Raw genomic sequence first — 16,597 nt, 5'->3', positions numbered from 1 at the left:
GTTCACTACGTCGTCAACAGGTTTTTCTAACTTTCTCAACCCGCCCACTCCGCTGAAAGCCTTGCCACTACTGGCTCTCCCGCCTCCCGCGCTCCGTTGTCCGAAGCACGAAAGAGCGAGATTCTAGCGAGCCGGCCAGCGCCTTGCAAGCACTATTTTGACAAGCATATTAACGATGCTTGAAAACCGGTTTGCGCTTCTCCACGAACGCAGCCATGCCTTCCTTCTGATCTTCAGTAGCAAAGAGCGAATGGAACAGGCGGCGCTCGAAATGCACGCCTTCCGCAAGCGTTGTTTCGTAGGCGCGGTTGACAGATTCCTTCACCATCATCACGGCTGGCAACGGGAATTCAGCGATCGTGGCAGCCGCTGCTATCGCCTCGTCGACCAGGGCAGCAGCCGGAATAACACGCGATACCAAACCAGCGCGCTCGGCTTCGGCGGCATCCATGAAACGCGCGGTCAGGCAGAGATCCATTGCCTTCGCCTTGGAGACGGCCCGCGGCAGACGTTGTGTACCCCCGGCGCCCGGCATGATGCCCAGTTTGATTTCCGGCTGACCGAACTTTGCCGTGTCGGCGGCAAAAATGATGTCGCACATCATCGCCAATTCGCAGCCACCGCCGAGCGCGAAGCCGGCCACCGCCGCAATGATCGGCTTGCGGATGGAGCGAACCGTTTCCCAGTTGCGAGTGATGTAGTCACCCTTGTAGACATCCATGTAGGTATAGGTGGACATCATGCCGATGTCGGCACCGGCTGCGAACGCCTTTTCGCTGCCCGTCACCACGATCGCACCGATCGCGTCGTCAGCATCGAACTCGCGCAGCGCGGCGCCCAATTCGTCCATCAACGCATCGTTAAGCGCGTTCAACGCCTTCGGGCGATTCAATGTGACCAACCCGACCCGACCCCGCGTCTCAACCAGAATGTTCTCGTAAGCCATGCCGCCTCCTTAAGGTAGAAAAATCGCGCGCGAAAACACTTCGCGCGGCCATCTTAATAATGCTAACATTCCCCAACCAACCGGTCGGTCAATTATTCGACAGGCTTTCCCCAACGTACAAGCCAAGCCCCTCTGCCATGACACATCCGCTATTCACCAAGCACGAAGACACGCTGCAAAAGGCACTCACCGCGATTGAAACGCGCGGCTACTGGAGCCCGTTCGTCGAAATGCCCAGTCCGAAAGTGTACGGGGAAACAGCTAACGCAGACGGCGAAGCCGCATTCAAAGCGCATCTCAACGCGACGTTCCAGCTAGACCAACCGTCGACGGGCGAAACTGTCGGGGCCGAAGTCTCGCCGTTTGGATTCCCGCTCGGTGTGCGCTACCCGAAGGCCGACCCCGTCACCCTGATCGCGGCGGCTGCCGCTGCCCAGCGCGACTGGCGCGCCGCCGGCCCGCAAGCATGGATCGGCGTGTGCCTCGAAATTCTTGCGCGCGTGAATCGCGCCAGCTTTGAGATTGGCTACAGCGTGATGCACACGACCGGTCAGGCATTCATGATGGCCTTCCAGGCCGGTGGTCCACACGCCCAAGATCGTGCGCTCGAAGCCGTCGCGTACGCATGGGACCAATTGCGCCGCATTCCCGGCGACGCCCACTGGGAAAAGCCGCAAGGCAAGAATCCGCCGCTCGCCATGCACAAGCGCTACACCGTCGTGCCGCGTGGCACCGGCCTCGTACTCGGCTGCTGCACATTCCCGACGTGGAACGGCTATCCCGGACTCTTCGCGGATCTGGCCACGGGCAACACGGTCATCGTCAAGCCGCACCCGGGCGCAATTCTGCCGCTCGCTATCACGGTACGAATTGCGCGTGACGTTCTGCGCGAAGCGGGCTTCGATCCGAACGTCGTCACCTTGCTGGCCACCGAACCGAACGACGGCGCGCTTGTCCAGGAGCTGGCCGTGCGCCCGGAAATCAAGCTGATCGACTTCACGGGCAGTACGCAAAACGGCACGTGGCTCGAGCGCAATGCGCACCAGGCGCAGGTCTACACCGAAAAAGCCGGCGTGAACCAGATCGTGATCGACTCTGTTGACGACATCAAAGCCGTTGCCCGCAACATCGCCTTCTCGCTCGCCCTGTACTCGGGCCAGATGTGCACCGCGCCGCAAAACATCTACGTGCCGCGCGGCGGCATCCGCACCGCGGAAGGCACGCTTGGCTTTGACGAAGTCGCGCAAGCCATTGCCGGCGCAGTGCAAAAGCTCGTCTCCGACCCGGCCCGCGCGGTCGAGCTACTCGGCGCGATTCAGAACGAGGGCGTAGCCCAACGCGTGGGTGAAGCCGCAAAACTTGGCCGCGTTCTCGTCGAGAGCCAGACGCTCGAGCATCCCGCTTTTGCCGGCGCCCGCGTGCGCACGCCGCTCGTGGTCCAACTGGATGCCGCGACCGACCACGCGCAATTCACCAAGGAATGGTTCGGCCCGATCTCTTTCGTGATCGCGACAGACTCCACTGCGCAGTCCCTCGACCTCGCCGGTGCAATCGCCGCCGAACACGGCGCATTGACGCTGTCGGTCTACAGCACGGACGAAGCGGCGCTCGAACAGGCGCACGAAGCATCGATCCGCGGTGGCGTGGCCCTGTCGATCAATCTGACAGGCGGCGTGTTCGTCAATCAGTCGGCGGCCTTTTCGGACTTTCACGGCACGGGCGCGAACCCGGCGGCCAATGCCGCGCTGGCTGACGCAGCCTTCGTTGCGAATCGCTTCCGCGTAGTTCAGAGCCGCGTTCATGTTGAACCGAAAGCGGCGCCGGCGGTAGCTGGCTGAATGGCATAAGACAAAGCACGGCTTCGTCCTATACCGTTTGGCCGAATGGACCGGGCCGTGCGCCCCAACTAACATGAGACATCGGATCGGCATCTCTCGCCGATCCGCCCTGGCAGGAATCCACATGAACGACGCCTTCATCTGCGATGCGATTCGCACCCCAATCGGCCGCTACGGCGGCGCCCTGAAAGATGTCCGTGCCGACGACCTCGGCGCGGTGCCGATCAAGGCGCTGATCGAACGCAATCCCGGCGTCGACTGGCGCGCTCTCGACGACGTGATCTACGGCTGCGCCAACCAGGCCGGCGAAGACAATCGCAACGTCGCGCGGATGTCGGCATTGCTGGCCGGCTTGCCCACCGAGGCGCCGGGCGCCACCATCAATCGCCTGTGCGGCTCGGGTATGGATGCGGTCGGCACTGCAGCGCGCGCCATCAAGGCGGGCGAAGCACGCCTGATGATCGCCGGCGGCGTCGAAAGCATGACACGTGCGCCGTTCGTGATGGGCAAGGCTGCTAGCGCGTTCTCACGTCAGGCTGACATTTACGACACGACGATCGGCTGGCGCTTCATCAATCCGCTGATGAAACGTCAATACAGCGTCGATTCGATGCCTGAGACCGCGGAAAACGTTGCTGTCGAATTCAGCGTGAGTCGTGCGGATCAGGACGCGTTTGCGTTAGCGAGTCAGCAAAAGGCGGCCCGCGCCCAGCAGGATGGAACGCTGGCCCAGGAAATCGTCGGCGTCGAGATCGCGCAGAAAAAAGGCGACCCTGTGCGCGTGCTGCTGGACGAACACCCGCGCGAAACTTCGCTCGAAAGTCTCGGCAAGCTCAAGGGTGTGGTTCGGCCGGACGGCAGCGTGACGGCCGGCAATGCGTCGGGCGTGAACGACGGCGCCTGCGCGTTGTTACTCGCGAACCAGCAGGCAGCCGATCAATACGGCCTGCGCCGCCGCGCCCGTGTGGTGGGCATGGCGACGGCGGGGGTCGAGCCGCGCATCATGGGTATCGGTCCGGCGCCGGCCACGCAAAAGCTACTGAAGCAACTCGGCATGACGCTCGAACAACTCGACGTGATCGAATTGAACGAAGCGTTCGCGTCGCAAGGCCTGGCGGTTCTGCGCACACTCGGTCTGCGCGACGACGACCCGCGCGTCAATCCGAACGGCGGCGCTATCGCACTCGGCCACCCGCTGGGCGCATCGGGCGCACGTCTGATCACGACCGCGCTGTACCAACTGGAACGGATCAACGGCCGCTTTGCGCTTTGCACGATGTGCATCGGCGTAGGCCAGGGCATCGCCCTGGTTATCGAGCGGCTCTAACGCCAACGCTACAGAGCCCATCGGTCAAGAGACTTTGAGGAGACACCCAATGTCATATGAAGCGATTCGTCTCGACATCGACGCATCGAGCCATGTCGCCACCATCACGCTGAATCGGCCGGACAAACTCAACAGCTTTACTCGCGCGATGCATCAGGAACTGAGCGCCGCGCTCGACCAGGTCGAAGCGTCCGGTGCCCGCGCGCTAGTGCTAACCGGCGCGGGCCGCGGCTTCTGCGCAGGCCAGGATCTGGCCGACCTCGACTTCACACCCGGCGCCATGACCGATCTGGGTGAACTGATCGAGCAACATTTCAATCCGCTGATTCGCCGCCTGCAAGCATTGCCGTTGCCGGTGATCGCCGCGGTAAACGGCACGGCGGCCGGCGCAGGCGCCAATCTCGCGCTAGCGTGCGACCTCGTGCTCGCGGCGCGTTCCGCCAGCTTCATTCAGGCGTTCGTGAAGATCGGCCTCGTGCCGGACTCGGGCGGCACATGGTTTCTGCCGCAGCGGGTCGGCATGGCTCGCGCCATGGGACTTGCCATTACCGGCGACAAACTCAGCGCGGAAAAAGCCGAAAGCTGGGGTTTGATCTGGCAAGCAGTCGACGACGCGGAGCTTGCCGACACCGCGACGAAACTCGCGTCCCAGCTCGCGCAGCAACCCACGCGCGCCATTGCCGCAATCAAGCAGGCCATGCGCGCGGGCGTGACGCAAACACTCGACCAGCAACTCGATCTGGAACGCGATCTGCAACGCGAACTGGGTGCCTCCCACGACTACGCGGAAGGTGTGCAAGCCTTCGTGGAAAAACGCGCGCCGCGCTTCAAGGGACGTTGAGATGTCGAATCGAGCCAACCATCCCAGCCAGATGACGCCGGACGAACTCGCCCGCGCTACCGCGGCCGCGATGTACGAGAACGATGCGTGCAGCCGCGCCCTCGGCCTCGAAATCGTCGAAGTGCGCCCTGGATACGCGCGCCTGCGCATGGCCGTGCGCGACGACTTTCTCAACGGCCATCAGATTTGCCACGGCGGCCTCATTTTTACGCTCGCGGATTCCACGTTCGCGTTCGCCTGCAACACGTACAACATCAACACGGTCGCAGCGGGCTGCTCGATCGAGTTCTTGCGGCCCGTGCAAGGCGGCGACGTGCTGACGGCGGAAGCCGTCGAACAGACGTTGAGCGGCCGAACCGGAATTTACGACATTCGCGTAACCAATCGCGCCGAGGAAACCGTCGCGATGTTTCGCGGCAAATCGGCACAGATTAAGGGGAACCTGATTCCTGCAGGCAACTGATATCGACAAACTCGCGACAAACTCGCGGCAAACTTTCGCCAAACTCGCCGCAACTCCGCAGTGACTTGCGACAAGCCCGCAACAGATTCGTGGCCGAGTGGCGCTCTCTGGCGCCACGCCGTTAAACAGCAGCCCGCCCCGGTTTTCGCGCACAAGCGCACGTACACCAGACCCAAGCATTGAGGCAGCAAGGAGACATTCAATGACCACCGCCCTTCCGCTCGATCCGATCGAGACCGCCAGCCGCGACGAACTTGCCGCGCTTCAACTTGAACGGCTCAAATGGTCGCTGAACCATGCCTATGAAAACTCACCCGTTTATCGACGCAAGTTCGATGAAGCCGGTGTTCACCCGAGCGAAGTGAAAAGTCTCGCCGACCTGGCGCGTTTTCCCTTCACCACCAAAAAGGATCTGCGCGACAGCTATCCGTTCGGAATGTTCGCCGTGCCGCAGGATCAGATTTCGCGGATTCACGCATCGTCCGGGACCACGGGCAAGCCGACCGTCGTGGGTTACACCGCGCGCGACATCGACACGTGGGCGAATCTCGTCGCGCGTTCGGTCCGCGCCGCCGGCGCGAGGCGCGGTGACAAAGTGCACGTGAGCTACGGCTACGGACTGTTCACGGGCGGTCTCGGCGCGCACTACGGTGCCGAGCGCGCCGGGCTCACCGTGATCCCGTTCGGCGGCGGCCAGACTGAAAAGCAGGTCCAATTGATCCAGGACTTCCGGCCCGACATCATCATGGTGACGCCGAGCTACATGCTCTCGATTGCGGACGAACTCGAGCGTCAAGGCGTGGACCCGGCCAATTGTTCGTTGCGCCTCGGCATTTTCGGCGCTGAGCCGTGGACCAACGACATGCGTCAGGCGATCGAAACGCGCATGGGCATCGACGCTGTCGACATCTATGGCCTGTCCGAAGTCATGGGACCCGGCGTCGCGTCCGAGTGCGTGGAAACGAAAGACGGCCCGACCATCTGGGAAGACCATTTCTATCCCGAGATCATCGATCCCGAAACCGGCGAGGTGCTGCCGGACGGTGAACTGGGTGAACTGGTGTTTACGTCGCTGACCAAAGAAGCGCTGCCGATTATTCGGTACCGGACCCGCGACCTGACACGCCTCCTGCCAGGCAGCGCCCGCACCATGCGCCGGATGGAGAAAATCACCGGCCGCTCGGACGACATGATGATCGTGCGCGGCGTGAATGTGTTCCCGACGCAGATCGAAGAACTGCTGCTCAAGCAGCATGCGCTCGCACCGCACTATCAGATCGTGCTGACCAAGGAAGGCCCGCTCGACGTGTTGACGTTGAACGTCGAACCTTGCCCGGAATCGGCACCGGACACGGCCGCGCTGAACACGGCCAAGCAGGCGTTGGCCTATGACATCAAGGCGCTGATCGGCGTGAGCGCGGTGGTGAACGTGCTCGGTGTGAACGGGATTGAGCGTTCAGTGGGCAAAGCCCGGCGTGTGGTGGACAAGCGCCAGTCGGGGCTTTAACAAACGGGAAACACCAAACGGGAAATAGCAGACGGGAAGTAGCGCGCGACGCGGCGTATCCACGCCGAGCCATGCGCTACTCGCACCGCAGGTCAGGAATTCGGCAGCAACAACCACATCCGACCGCCCTGCTTCATCTTGCCGGCCAGGTCGCCGGCGTCGTCGCCGAGGCCCCAGAAGTAATCGGCGCGCACGCCGCCCTTGATCGCGGAACCCGTGTCCTGCGCGAAGACGAGGCGATTCATCGGCGAGTTTGTCAACGGACGCGTGGTCTGCAAAAACACCGGCGTACCGAGTGGAATCGCCGTCGGATCGACCGCGATCGAGCGCTCAGGCGTCAGCGGTACGCCCAGTGCGCCGATCGGACCGTCCGCGCCGCCGCTCGGCACGTTTTCGCCGGACGGCATCTCACGGAAAAACACAAAACGCGGATTCGTATCGAGCAGCGCATCGACGCGGGCGGGATTCGCTCGCGCCCACGCCTTGATGCCCTGCATGGTTGCCTGTGCGGGCGTGAGTTCGCCGCGATCCAGTAGCCAGCGTCCAATCGACTTGTACGGCTGATTATTGGTGCCGCCAAAGCCTAGACGCATGACGCTGCCGTCTTCCATCACGATGCGCCCGGAGCCCTGCACCTGCAGGAAGAACGCTTCGATCGGATCGTCGACCCACACGATTTCATTGCCGTTGAGCACCCCCGCGCGTTCGAGTTGCGCTCGCGCCGGCAGCGGTGCGCCCGCGCGATAGCCGGATGGCCAGCGATACAGCGCAGTCTGATACACGCCGTGTCGCGTGCGCGAACCACGCAGCAAGGGCTCGTAGTAACCGGTGACCAGACCGTCGACTGTGCCGTCGGTATTCGCTAACTGGAAGGGCGTGAAATAGGCTTCAAAAAAAGCGCGCGCACTGGTGACATCGAGGTCGTCGAGTTGCGAGGCCGCGGCACATGCGCGCGCCCAGTTCGGCTGACGCGCCAGCCTCGCGCAATTTTGCCGCAATGCAGCGGTTGCGCCGATCAACGAGTCGTCCTGCCAACCCGGAACCTGCTGCCAGGCAACGGCCGTCAGCCGCGTCGCGGCAATCTGACCGGGTATGATCGCGGCACCCGTGGGTGGCGAAACGGAAGGCCGGACCGCGCCGCTGCCACCGCAGGACGCCAGCAATACCGCAACCGAAAGCGCGCCGAGCCACCCTGCGGCCGTGCGGGCAAAACGCATACAATGTTCGTTCTTGATGGAAACCGCCATGTCTGATCTGTTCGACGAATACCCGATGCTTATCTTCGCGCTGGAATCGCTCCTTGCGCTCTTCCTGCTCGTCTTTATCGTTGTATGGACGTCGTCCGGCAAGAAGAAAGCAACTCGCGCCAACGCGAGTGAACAGCAAAAGCAACAAAAACAGCAAAACCCGCAGTAAAGCCGCAAGTTAAGCTTTCTAAAGACCGCGGGCCGCGCCTCCGGTTCAATGCAATGTGCGCGGCATGCGCAGGATGAACTCCGGCACCGGCGCATCGAAACGCTCGCCGTCCTCGGCCACGCAGAAGTACTCTCCGCGCATGGTGCCGACCGGCGTGGCGATCACCGCCCAACTCGTGTACTCGAAATGCTCGCCCGGTTTGAGCAACGGCTGATGGCCGACCACGCCGAGGCCCTTCACTTCCTGCACATTCTTGTCGCTGTCCGTTATCACCCAATGACGCGCGATCAGCTGCGCGGGCACCTGGCCCGTGTTACGGATAGTCAGCGTGTACGCGAATGCGTACTGGCGGCGCTCCGGGTCCGACTCTTCGGGCAGGTATTGCACCTGCGACGAGACGCTGAATTCGTACTGGCTCATCCTGATTCCGGTCTGCTGAAACGGGGTGTGAAAAATCGCGGGAAAGCCCGAACGCCAATGGTTTGCGGGCGCATTGGCGAAGCGGCGCTGATGGTGTTGGCATTCTGCTTGATGCGCGACACGCCCGCAACCGGACAAATCCCTTTGGCCAAGGGCTACTAAGGCGTTTTGTCACAGTAACGGCTCGAATCGAGGCCGGACATGGAGCCGGACTCAAAGCGTCGGCGAACCGGAGCGCCCGCGCACAAAACGGTAAAATGGCGCTTTCCCGCTTGCATCCTCCCCCAGCCATGACGCAATTCCGCATCGCCCCCAGCATTCTGTCCGCCGATTTCGCCCGCCTCGGCGAAGAAGTCCGCAATGTCGTCGCCGCCGGCGCCGACTGGATTCACTTCGACGTGATGGACAACCATTACGTGCCGAACCTGACCATCGGCCCGCTCGTCTGCGAAGCGATCCGCCCGCATGTCGACGTGCCGATCGACGTGCATCTGATGGTGCGTCCGGTCGACCGGATCGTGCCGGACTTCGCCAAGGCCGGCGCGAACCTGATCAGCTTTCACCCGGAAGGTTCGGACCACATCGACCGCACGCTGTCGCTGATCCGTGACCACGGTTGCAAGGCCGGGCTGGTGTTCAATCCGGCCACCTCGCTGAATTATCTCGATCACGTAATGGACAAGGTCGATCTCGTGCTGATCATGTCGGTGAATCCGGGCTTCGGCGGCCAATCCTTCATTCCGGAAGCGCTCAACAAGCTGCGCGAGGCACGCCAGCGCATCAACGCCTACACGGAGCGCACCGGCCGCGAGATTCATCTGGAAGTGGACGGCGGCGTGAAGGTCGACAACATCGCCGAAATCGCGGCGGCCGGCGCGGATACCTTCGTGGCCGGTTCGGCGATTTTCGGCCAGCCGGACCACAAGGTCGTGATCGAAAAGATGCGCGCGGCACTCGCCAACATCCAGCACTGAGAATCAACGCATAACCGGCCCGCACATGACCACTCCGTTCCCTGCCCCAGCTTTCACGGGCCCGCGCCTGCAAGCCGCGATCATCGACCTCGACGGCACGATGATCGATACCGCCGACGACTTCACCGCCGGCCTGAACGGCATGCTCGCGCAGCTCGACGCCGAGGAGACTTCGCGCGAGGAAGTGGTCGGTTATGTCGGCAAGGGTTCGGAGCATCTGATCCGCAGCGTGCTGGCGCCGCGCTTCGAAACGGAGCATGCGCAAGAGCGCTTCGACGAGGCGCTCGCGATCTATCAGGAGGAGTACGCGAAGATCAACGGCACGCACACCCGTCTCTATCCCAACGTCGAGGCCGGCCTGAAGGCCATGCGCGACGCCGGACTCAAACTCGCCTGCGTGACCAACAAGCCGCATCGGTTCGCGGTGGAGTTGCTGCAGCAGTACGGGCTCGTGCAATATTTCAGCGTCGTGATCGGCGGCGACAGTCTGGCAAAAAAGAAGCCGGATCCGCTGCCCATGCTCACCGCCGCAGCGCAACTGGGCGTCGAGCCGCAAGCCACGGTGGCGATCGGTGATTCGGAGAACGATGCGCTGGCAGGCCGCGCAGCGGGCATGGCCACGCTAACGGTGCCCTACGGTTACAACCACGGCCAAGCTATACAAACAATAAAATCCGATGGTATAGTTGACTCGCTGCTCGACGCCGCCAAGGCGATCGCAGCGCACCAATCCACGACTTGAAAAGTCCTTCATCCTCATGTTTCTGAATAAAAAACGGAGTCTGATTAGCATCGACCGGGGAGCCTGGCCCTGGCGTCGCTGGTCGCGCTAACCTCGCCTGAGGTACGCTGAAGCTCGTCTTCGGCAACCGTTTTTTACTTCGCTGCGCTCACGCGTTTTTTCCATCACTTTGTTTCGCTGCATCGGTTGATTCGGCCTGCGTGTACCCGCAAAGTACGTCTGTGCGCTGAAATCCCTTGCACGCGTCGATGGGAAACTCGCGCCGGTCGGTATCATCGTGTCGAAACGTCGAACGAACGCCTGACCGGGCGCGCTACGCCCCGCTTTGTCCGACGCACGCCGCCGGACCACCGTACAGGATCGGAACATGACCGAACTCGAATTCCAGTCCCTCGCCAACGAGGGTTTCAACCGCATCCCGCTGATCGCCGAAGCGCTCGCCGACCTCGAAACGCCGCTCTCGCTGTACCTGAAGCTCGCGCAGAGCGAGCGCAACGGCGCCAACTCGTTCCTGCTGGAATCGGTGGTGGGCGGCGAACGTTTCGGCCGCTACTCGTTCATCGGCCTGCCGGCGCGCACGCTGCTGCGCACCCGTAACGGCGTGTCGGAAGTGGTGCGCGACGGCAAGGTCGTCGAAACGCACGAGGGCGATCCGCTCGAATTCATCCAGCAATTCCAGGGCCGTTTCAAAGTGGCGCAGCGCCCGGGTTTGCCGCGTTTCGCGGGCGGTCTGGCTGGCTATTTTGGCTACGACGCGGTGCGCTACATCGAGAAAAAGCTCGCGCACACGGCGCCGAAAGACGATCTGAATCTGCCCGACATTCAATTGCTGCTGACCGAAGAAGTCGCGGTGATCGACAACCTCGCGGGCAAGCTCTATCTGGTGATCTACGCCGACCCGACGCAGCCCGAGGCTTACACCAAAGCCAAACAGCGTCTGCGGGAATTGCGCCAGCGCTTGCGCACCACCGTGCAGCCGCCGGTCACTTCGGCCAGCGTGCGTACCGAGACCTATCGCGAGTTCGCGAAAGACGATTATCTGGCGGCCGTTCGCAAGGCGAAGGAATACATCGCGGCCGGCGAACTGATGCAGGTGCAGGTCGGCCAGCGCCTGATCAAGCCGTACCGCGACAATCCGCTCTCGCTGTATCGCGCGCTGCGCTCGCTGAATCCGTCGCCGTATATGTATTACTACAACTTCGGCGACTTCCACGTGGTGGGTGCATCGCCGGAAATCCTGGTGCGCCAGGAAAAGCGCGGCGAGGATCGCATCGTGACGATCCGGCCGCTCGCCGGCACGCGTCCGCGCGGCAACACACCGGAACGCGACGCGGAACTCGCGACCGAACTGCTGAACGACCCGAAGGAAATCGCCGAACACGTCATGCTGATCGACCTCGCGCGTAACGACGTGGGCCGCATCGCGCAGATCGGCTCGGTGGTCGTCACCGACAAGATGGTGATCGAAAAGTACTCGCACGTGCAGCACATCGTGAGTTCGGTCGAAGGCAAGCTGAAACCCGGCACCACCAATTTCGACGTGCTGCGCGCCACCTTCCCGGCCGGCACGCTGTCGGGCGCGCCGAAGGTCCGCGCGATGGAACTGATCGACGAACTGGAACCCGTGAAGCGCGGCCTGTATGGCGGTGCGGTCGGTTATCTGTCGTTCACCGGCGAAATGGATCTGGCCATTACGATCCGCACCGGCGTGATCGCGAACGGCAATCTGTACGTGCAGGCGGCAGCGGGTGTAGTCGCGGATTCGGTGCCGGAATCCGAATGGCAAGAGACCGAGAACAAGGCACGCGCCGTGTTGCGCGCCGCCGAACAGGTTCAAGACGGCCTCGATAGCGACTTCTGACCGGAGACACACCATGCTGCTCATGATCGACAACTACGACTCGTTCACCTACAACCTGGTGCAATACTTCGGCGAACTCGGCGAAGACGTGCGCACCTATCGGAACGACGAAATCACGCTGGACGAAATCGCGAAGCTCAACCCCGAGCGCATCTGCCTGTCGCCTGGTCCGAGCAATCCGCAACACGCCGGCATCACGCTCGACGTACTGCGCGAATTCAGCGGCAAGACGCCGATTCTCGGCGTCTGTCTCGGCCATCAGGCGATCGGCGAGGCTTTCGGCGGGCGCGTGGTGCGCGCGCAAACCATCATGCACGGCAAGGTCAGCACGATCGAAACCGACTGCAAAGGCGTGTTCGCCGACCTGCCGAAACACTTCGTCGTGACCCGCTATCACTCGCTCGCGATCGAACGCGAATCGCTGCCCGATTGCCTCGAAGTGTCGGCATGGACTGAAGACGGCGAGATCATGGGCGTGCGTCACAAGGAACTGGCCGTGGAAGGCGTGCAGTTCCACCCGGAATCGATTCTGTCCGAACACGGCCATGCGCTGCTCGAAAATTTCGTGAAGCAGTCGAAGCTCGCCGGCGCGCAAACGGCCAATCGCAACGCTTGATGAAGAGAGACGACATCATGACGATTACGCCCCAGGAAGCGCTGCAACGGACCATCGAGCACCGCGAAATTTTCCACGACGAAATGCTGCATTTAATGCGGCTCATCATGCGCGGCGAACTCTCGCCGGTGATGGCGGCGGCGATCATCACCGGCTTGCGCGTCAAAAAAGAGACCATCGGCGAAATCACCGCCGCCGCCACGGTGATGCGTGAATTCGCCCGGCACGTCGACGTGCCGGACAACTCGAACTTCGTCGATATCGTCGGCACCGGCGGCGACGGCTCGCAGACCTTCAACATCTCCACGGCAACCATGTTCGTGTCGGCCGCGGCGGGCGCCAAGGTCGCGAAACACGGCGGCCGCGGGGTATCGAGCAAGTCAGGCAGCGCGGACGTACTCGAAGCGCTCGGCGTGAATATCGATCTGCAGCCGGAACAGGTGGCGGCTTCGATTGCGGAAACCGGCATGGGCTTCATGTTCGCGCCGAACCACCATCCGGCCATGAAGAACATCGCGCCGGTGCGCCGCGAACTCGGCGTGCGGACCATCTTCAACATTCTCGGGCCGCTGACCAACCCGGCCGGCGCGCCCAACCAGCTGATGGGCGTGTTCCACGGCGACCTCGTCGGCATTCAGGTGCGCGTGATGCAGCGCCTCGGCGCGAAGCACGTGCTGGTGGTGTACGGTATGGACGGCATGGACGAAGTCTCGCTCGGCGCGGCGACGCAAGTCGGCGAGTTGCGCGACGGCCAGGTCCACGAGTACGAAATCCACCCGGAAGACTTCGGCATGCAGATGGTGTCGAACCGCACCCTGAAAGTGGCCGACGCCACCGAATCCAAAGCGATGCTGCTCGACGCGCTCGACAATAAACCGGGCGTGGCCCGCGAAATCGTCACGCTGAACGCGGGCACGGCGCTCTATTCGGCGAACGTGGCCTCGTCGATTGCTGACGGCATCCAGTTGGCGCGCGAAGCGATCGCGAGCGGCAAGGCGCGGGCGAAAGTCGACGATCTGGTCCGCTTCACCCAGCAATTCAAGCAGTAATCACGTAGCGAGACACTTATGAGCGACATCCTCGACCGTATCATCGCGGTCAAACGCGAAGAAGTCCGTGCGGCAGAACAAAGCGCGCCGCTCGAAGAGCTGCGCCTCGAAGCGTCGACGCGCGACATTCGCGACTTCGTCGGCGCATTGCGCGCGAAACACGCGGCGAGTCTTGCCGCTGTGATCGCCGAAGTCAAGAAAGCGAGCCCGTCCAAAGGCGTGTTGCGCGAGCACTTCGTGCCGGCCGAAATCGCGCGTTCGTATGAAAAGCACGGCGCGGCCTGCCTGTCCGTGCTCACCGACGTGCAGTTCTTCAAGGGCAGCGTCGCGTATCTGCAGGAAGCGCGCGCGGCCTGCAGTCTGCCGGTGCTGCGCAAAGACTTTATCGTCGATCCGTATCAGATCGTCGAAGCCCGCGCGATGGGCGCCGACGCGATCCTGCTGATCGCCGCCGCGCTCGAAACGTCGCAGATGCAGGACCTCGAAGCGCTCGCGCATTCGCTGGGTCTGGCGGTGCTGGTCGAAGTGCACGACGAGAACGAACTGATGGAATCGCTCACGCTGAAAACACCGCTCATCGGTATCAACAATCGCAACCTGCGCACCTTCGAGACGTCGATCGAGACGACGATCGGCATGCTCGAAGCGATTCCGGACGACCGCATCGTCGTGACGGAGTCGGGCATTCTGTCGCGCGTCGATGTGGAGCGCCTGCGCGCAATGGACGTGCATACGTTCCTGGTCGGCGAGGCGTTCATGCGCGCGGACGAGCCGGGTGTGGAACTTGCACGAATGTTTTTCTGAGCGCTGTGTCGACACACGACGCAGGGCACGCGGCATAGGTAGCGGAGCAGTCATGGGTATGGAACGCGAAATCAAGCTGGCGCTGCCGCCTGCGCAGGTGCAAGCGGCGACGCAGTGGTTCGTTGCGCGCACCGGGGCGCAGGGTCGTCCGATCAAGCTGGTGAATATTTACTTCGACACGCCTGAGCTGACGCTGGCAAGCTCGAAGAGCGCCCTGCGTTTGCGCCAGACGCCCGACGGCTGGCTGCAAACCTTCAAGACGGTCGGCAAGTCTGAAAACGGCATGCACAGCCGGCATGAATGGGAAATACCGGTGGCCGGTGAAAAGCTGGAGATCGACGCGCTGCTGCGTGAGTGCGACGAACCGTCCGCCGCGAGCGCTTTGCGTCAAGCCGCGCCCGAACTTATCGAACTCTTCCGCACGAATTTCACCCGTACGCTGTGGCACGTCCAGGCGGACGGTTCCGAAGTCGAAGCGGCGATCGATCAGGGCGATGTGTTCGCCGAAGTTGACGGCGAGGCACGCCGCGCACCGATCTCGGAAGTCGAACTTGAGCTGAAGTCCGGTGACGAAGCCGCGCTCCACACGCTTGCCGCGGAGTTGGGCAAGCAGATAGCCGGTCTCGCACCGGACGACATCAGCAAGGCCCAGCGTGGTTATCAATTGCGGGCAGGTTGAGCCGCGTTAAGGCCGCTATCCCTGCCGGCCGACACAGAGCCCGACTTTCGCGAAGGACTTCCTCCCGGCGGCTGCCGGCTCGACAGCGCAACGTCAAGTGTCAGGCGGACGCTCGCCTATCCTGCAATCTCGTCGAACAGGAGCGCCTATCCAGCGCCCACACTGACCAGATACGACACGCCGCCGCCGACACCTTGAGCAACGCGCCGATTGCTGCGACACTTCCCCGCCATGACCTCTGCTTCCCGCACCCGTTCCAATCCGACGCAGGCTTCGCTGTTCGGCGAAGCCGCACCCGAGCCGGCCACTGACATGACGACCACTGCGCCGCAGCAATCCGGTGCCAGCGCGCTGCCGCCAACGCTCGAAGCGCAATTCGAAGCGCTGCCGCCGGCATGGCGCGCGCATCTCAAGCCGTTTATCGAAAGCGATGCGTATGCGCCGCTCTGCCGTTTCGTCGATGGTGAGCGCGCCGCTGGCAAAACCGTCTACCCCGCCGACGTTTTCCGCGCACTGCGCCTGACCAGCCCAGACGACGTGAAAGTGGTGATCCTCGGCCAGGATCCGTATCACGGCGAGGACCGCGGCACGCCACAAGCGCACGGACTGGCGTTTTCGGTGGCGCCGAACGTGCGCACGCCGCCGTCGCTGCGCAACATCTTCAAGGAAATCACCGCGAGCCTCGGCCACGATACGCCGCGTCACGGCTGTCTCGACACCTGGGCGACGCAAGGCGTGCTGCTGCTGAACACGGTGCTGACCGTGGAGCGCGATTCAGCCGCCAGCCACGCAAAACGCGGCTGGGAAAAATGCACCGACACGCTGATCCATGAACTGGCGATGCGCCACGACGGCCTCGTGTTCATGCTGTGGGGCGCGCATGCGCAAGCCAAGCGCGCGCTGCTCGGCGGCAAGTCGCATTACGTGCTGGAGGCGCCGCATCCGTCGCCGCTGTCGGCGCATCGAGGTTTTCTGGGCTGCGGGCATTTTGCCAAGGCCAACGAATATCTCGCGCAGCACGGCCGCGAGCCGATCGACTGGCGCTTGCCCGACGAAGCGCAAATGCTCGCCTGAATGCGCCACCAACGGACAGGGACGAAGCAACCGCGACACA

Annotated in this window: 17 protein-coding genes; 14 read left to right on the top strand and 3 right to left on the bottom strand. The window is 62.7% G+C overall.

Features of this window, described 5'->3' with window-relative positions:
* Positions 1-169: 169 nt before the first annotated feature.
* Entirely contained in the window at positions 170-946 is a 777-nt protein-coding gene (locus tag P0D71_RS19980) for an enoyl-CoA hydratase (protein WP_091798759.1), read from the bottom strand.
* Between the two features lie 137 nt (positions 947-1,083).
* Between P0D71_RS19980 and paaN the strand changes: the two genes are divergently transcribed.
* The 5 genes from paaN (at position 1,084) to paaK (ending at position 6,922) form a co-directional block, all read left to right on the top strand.
* Positions 1,084-2,784 (top strand): phenylacetic acid degradation protein PaaN, encoded by a 1,701-nt coding sequence (gene paaN / locus P0D71_RS19975; RefSeq protein WP_408481678.1) that lies wholly within the window; start codon positions 1,084-1,086, stop codon positions 2,782-2,784.
* 124 nt (positions 2,785-2,908) lie between these two features.
* A complete protein-coding gene (gene pcaF / locus P0D71_RS19970) occupies positions 2,909-4,111 on the top strand; it encodes a 3-oxoadipyl-CoA thiolase (RefSeq protein WP_408481677.1) in 1,203 nt (400 codons plus the stop codon).
* A 49-nt stretch (positions 4,112-4,160) separates the two neighbouring features.
* The gene (gene paaG, locus P0D71_RS19965) at positions 4,161-4,952 is read left to right on the top strand and encodes a 2-(1,2-epoxy-1,2-dihydrophenyl)acetyl-CoA isomerase PaaG (RefSeq protein WP_408481676.1); all 792 of its coding nucleotides are present in this window, start codon (positions 4,161-4,163) and stop codon (positions 4,950-4,952) included.
* A 1-nt stretch (position 4,953) separates the two neighbouring features.
* Positions 4,954-5,415, top strand: a complete 462-nt coding sequence (paaI, locus tag P0D71_RS19960; RefSeq protein WP_091798747.1) for a hydroxyphenylacetyl-CoA thioesterase PaaI — start codon at positions 4,954-4,956, stop codon at positions 5,413-5,415.
* A gap of 202 nt (positions 5,416-5,617) precedes the next feature.
* Positions 5,618-6,922, top strand: a complete 1,305-nt coding sequence (gene paaK / locus P0D71_RS19955) for a phenylacetate--CoA ligase PaaK (protein WP_091798744.1) — start codon at positions 5,618-5,620, stop codon at positions 6,920-6,922.
* Positions 6,923-7,014: 92 nt separating this feature from the next.
* Here paaK and mltA read toward each other — a convergent pair whose 3' ends face one another.
* Positions 7,015-8,247, bottom strand: coding sequence for a murein transglycosylase A (gene mltA, locus P0D71_RS19950; RefSeq protein ID WP_408301984.1), 1,233 nt, complete (start codon positions 8,245-8,247; stop codon positions 7,015-7,017).
* Here mltA and P0D71_RS19945 point away from each other — a divergent pair.
* On the top strand, positions 8,168-8,338 hold the full coding sequence (locus tag P0D71_RS19945; RefSeq protein WP_408187530.1) for a hypothetical protein: 171 nt from the start codon (positions 8,168-8,170) through the stop codon (positions 8,336-8,338). The genes mltA and P0D71_RS19945 overlap by 80 nt on opposite strands.
* Before the next feature lie 45 nt (positions 8,339-8,383).
* Here the strand turns inward: P0D71_RS19945 and apaG are convergent, their stop codons facing one another.
* Positions 8,384-8,758 (bottom strand): Co2+/Mg2+ efflux facilitator ApaG/CorD, encoded by a 375-nt coding sequence (apaG, locus tag P0D71_RS19940; protein WP_091798739.1) that lies wholly within the window; start codon positions 8,756-8,758, stop codon positions 8,384-8,386.
* 290 nt (positions 8,759-9,048) lie between these two features.
* Between apaG and rpe the strand changes: the two genes are divergently transcribed.
* The 8 genes from rpe (at position 9,049) to P0D71_RS19900 (ending at position 16,557) form a co-directional block, all read left to right on the top strand.
* Entirely contained in the window at positions 9,049-9,732 is a 684-nt protein-coding gene (rpe, locus tag P0D71_RS19935) for a ribulose-phosphate 3-epimerase (RefSeq protein ID WP_007180282.1), read from the top strand.
* Positions 9,733-9,757: 25 nt separating this feature from the next.
* Complete coding sequence (locus P0D71_RS19930) at positions 9,758-10,474, top strand: phosphoglycolate phosphatase (protein WP_408481673.1); 717 nt, start codon at positions 9,758-9,760, stop codon at positions 10,472-10,474.
* 367 nt (positions 10,475-10,841) lie between these two features.
* On the top strand, positions 10,842-12,335 hold the full coding sequence (trpE, locus tag P0D71_RS19925) for an anthranilate synthase component I (protein ID WP_091798732.1): 1,494 nt from the start codon (positions 10,842-10,844) through the stop codon (positions 12,333-12,335).
* 13 nt (positions 12,336-12,348) lie between these two features.
* Positions 12,349-12,951: an aminodeoxychorismate/anthranilate synthase component II gene (locus P0D71_RS19920; RefSeq protein ID WP_408187528.1), complete on the top strand. Its 603-nt coding sequence runs from the start codon at positions 12,349-12,351 to the stop codon at positions 12,949-12,951.
* 17 nt (positions 12,952-12,968) lie between these two features.
* The gene (trpD, locus tag P0D71_RS19915) at positions 12,969-14,000 is read left to right on the top strand and encodes an anthranilate phosphoribosyltransferase (RefSeq protein WP_408301963.1); all 1,032 of its coding nucleotides are present in this window, start codon (positions 12,969-12,971) and stop codon (positions 13,998-14,000) included.
* 18 nt (positions 14,001-14,018) lie between these two features.
* Entirely contained in the window at positions 14,019-14,804 is a 786-nt protein-coding gene (gene trpC, locus P0D71_RS19910) for an indole-3-glycerol phosphate synthase TrpC (RefSeq protein WP_408481671.1), read from the top strand.
* A 52-nt stretch (positions 14,805-14,856) separates the two neighbouring features.
* Entirely contained in the window at positions 14,857-15,483 is a 627-nt protein-coding gene (locus P0D71_RS19905) for a CYTH domain-containing protein (protein WP_408301959.1), read from the top strand.
* A gap of 231 nt (positions 15,484-15,714) precedes the next feature.
* Complete coding sequence (locus P0D71_RS19900; protein WP_408481669.1) at positions 15,715-16,557, top strand: uracil-DNA glycosylase; 843 nt, start codon at positions 15,715-15,717, stop codon at positions 16,555-16,557.
* Positions 16,558-16,597: the final 40 nt, after the last annotated feature.

It is taken from the genome of Paraburkholderia sp. RL17-383-BIF-A (assembly GCF_046028015.1).
Lineage (GTDB): Bacteria > Pseudomonadota > Gammaproteobacteria > Burkholderiales > Burkholderiaceae > Paraburkholderia.
Note: the sequence above shows the minus strand (reverse complement) of the source record. Positions and strands in the feature narration are given on the sequence as shown.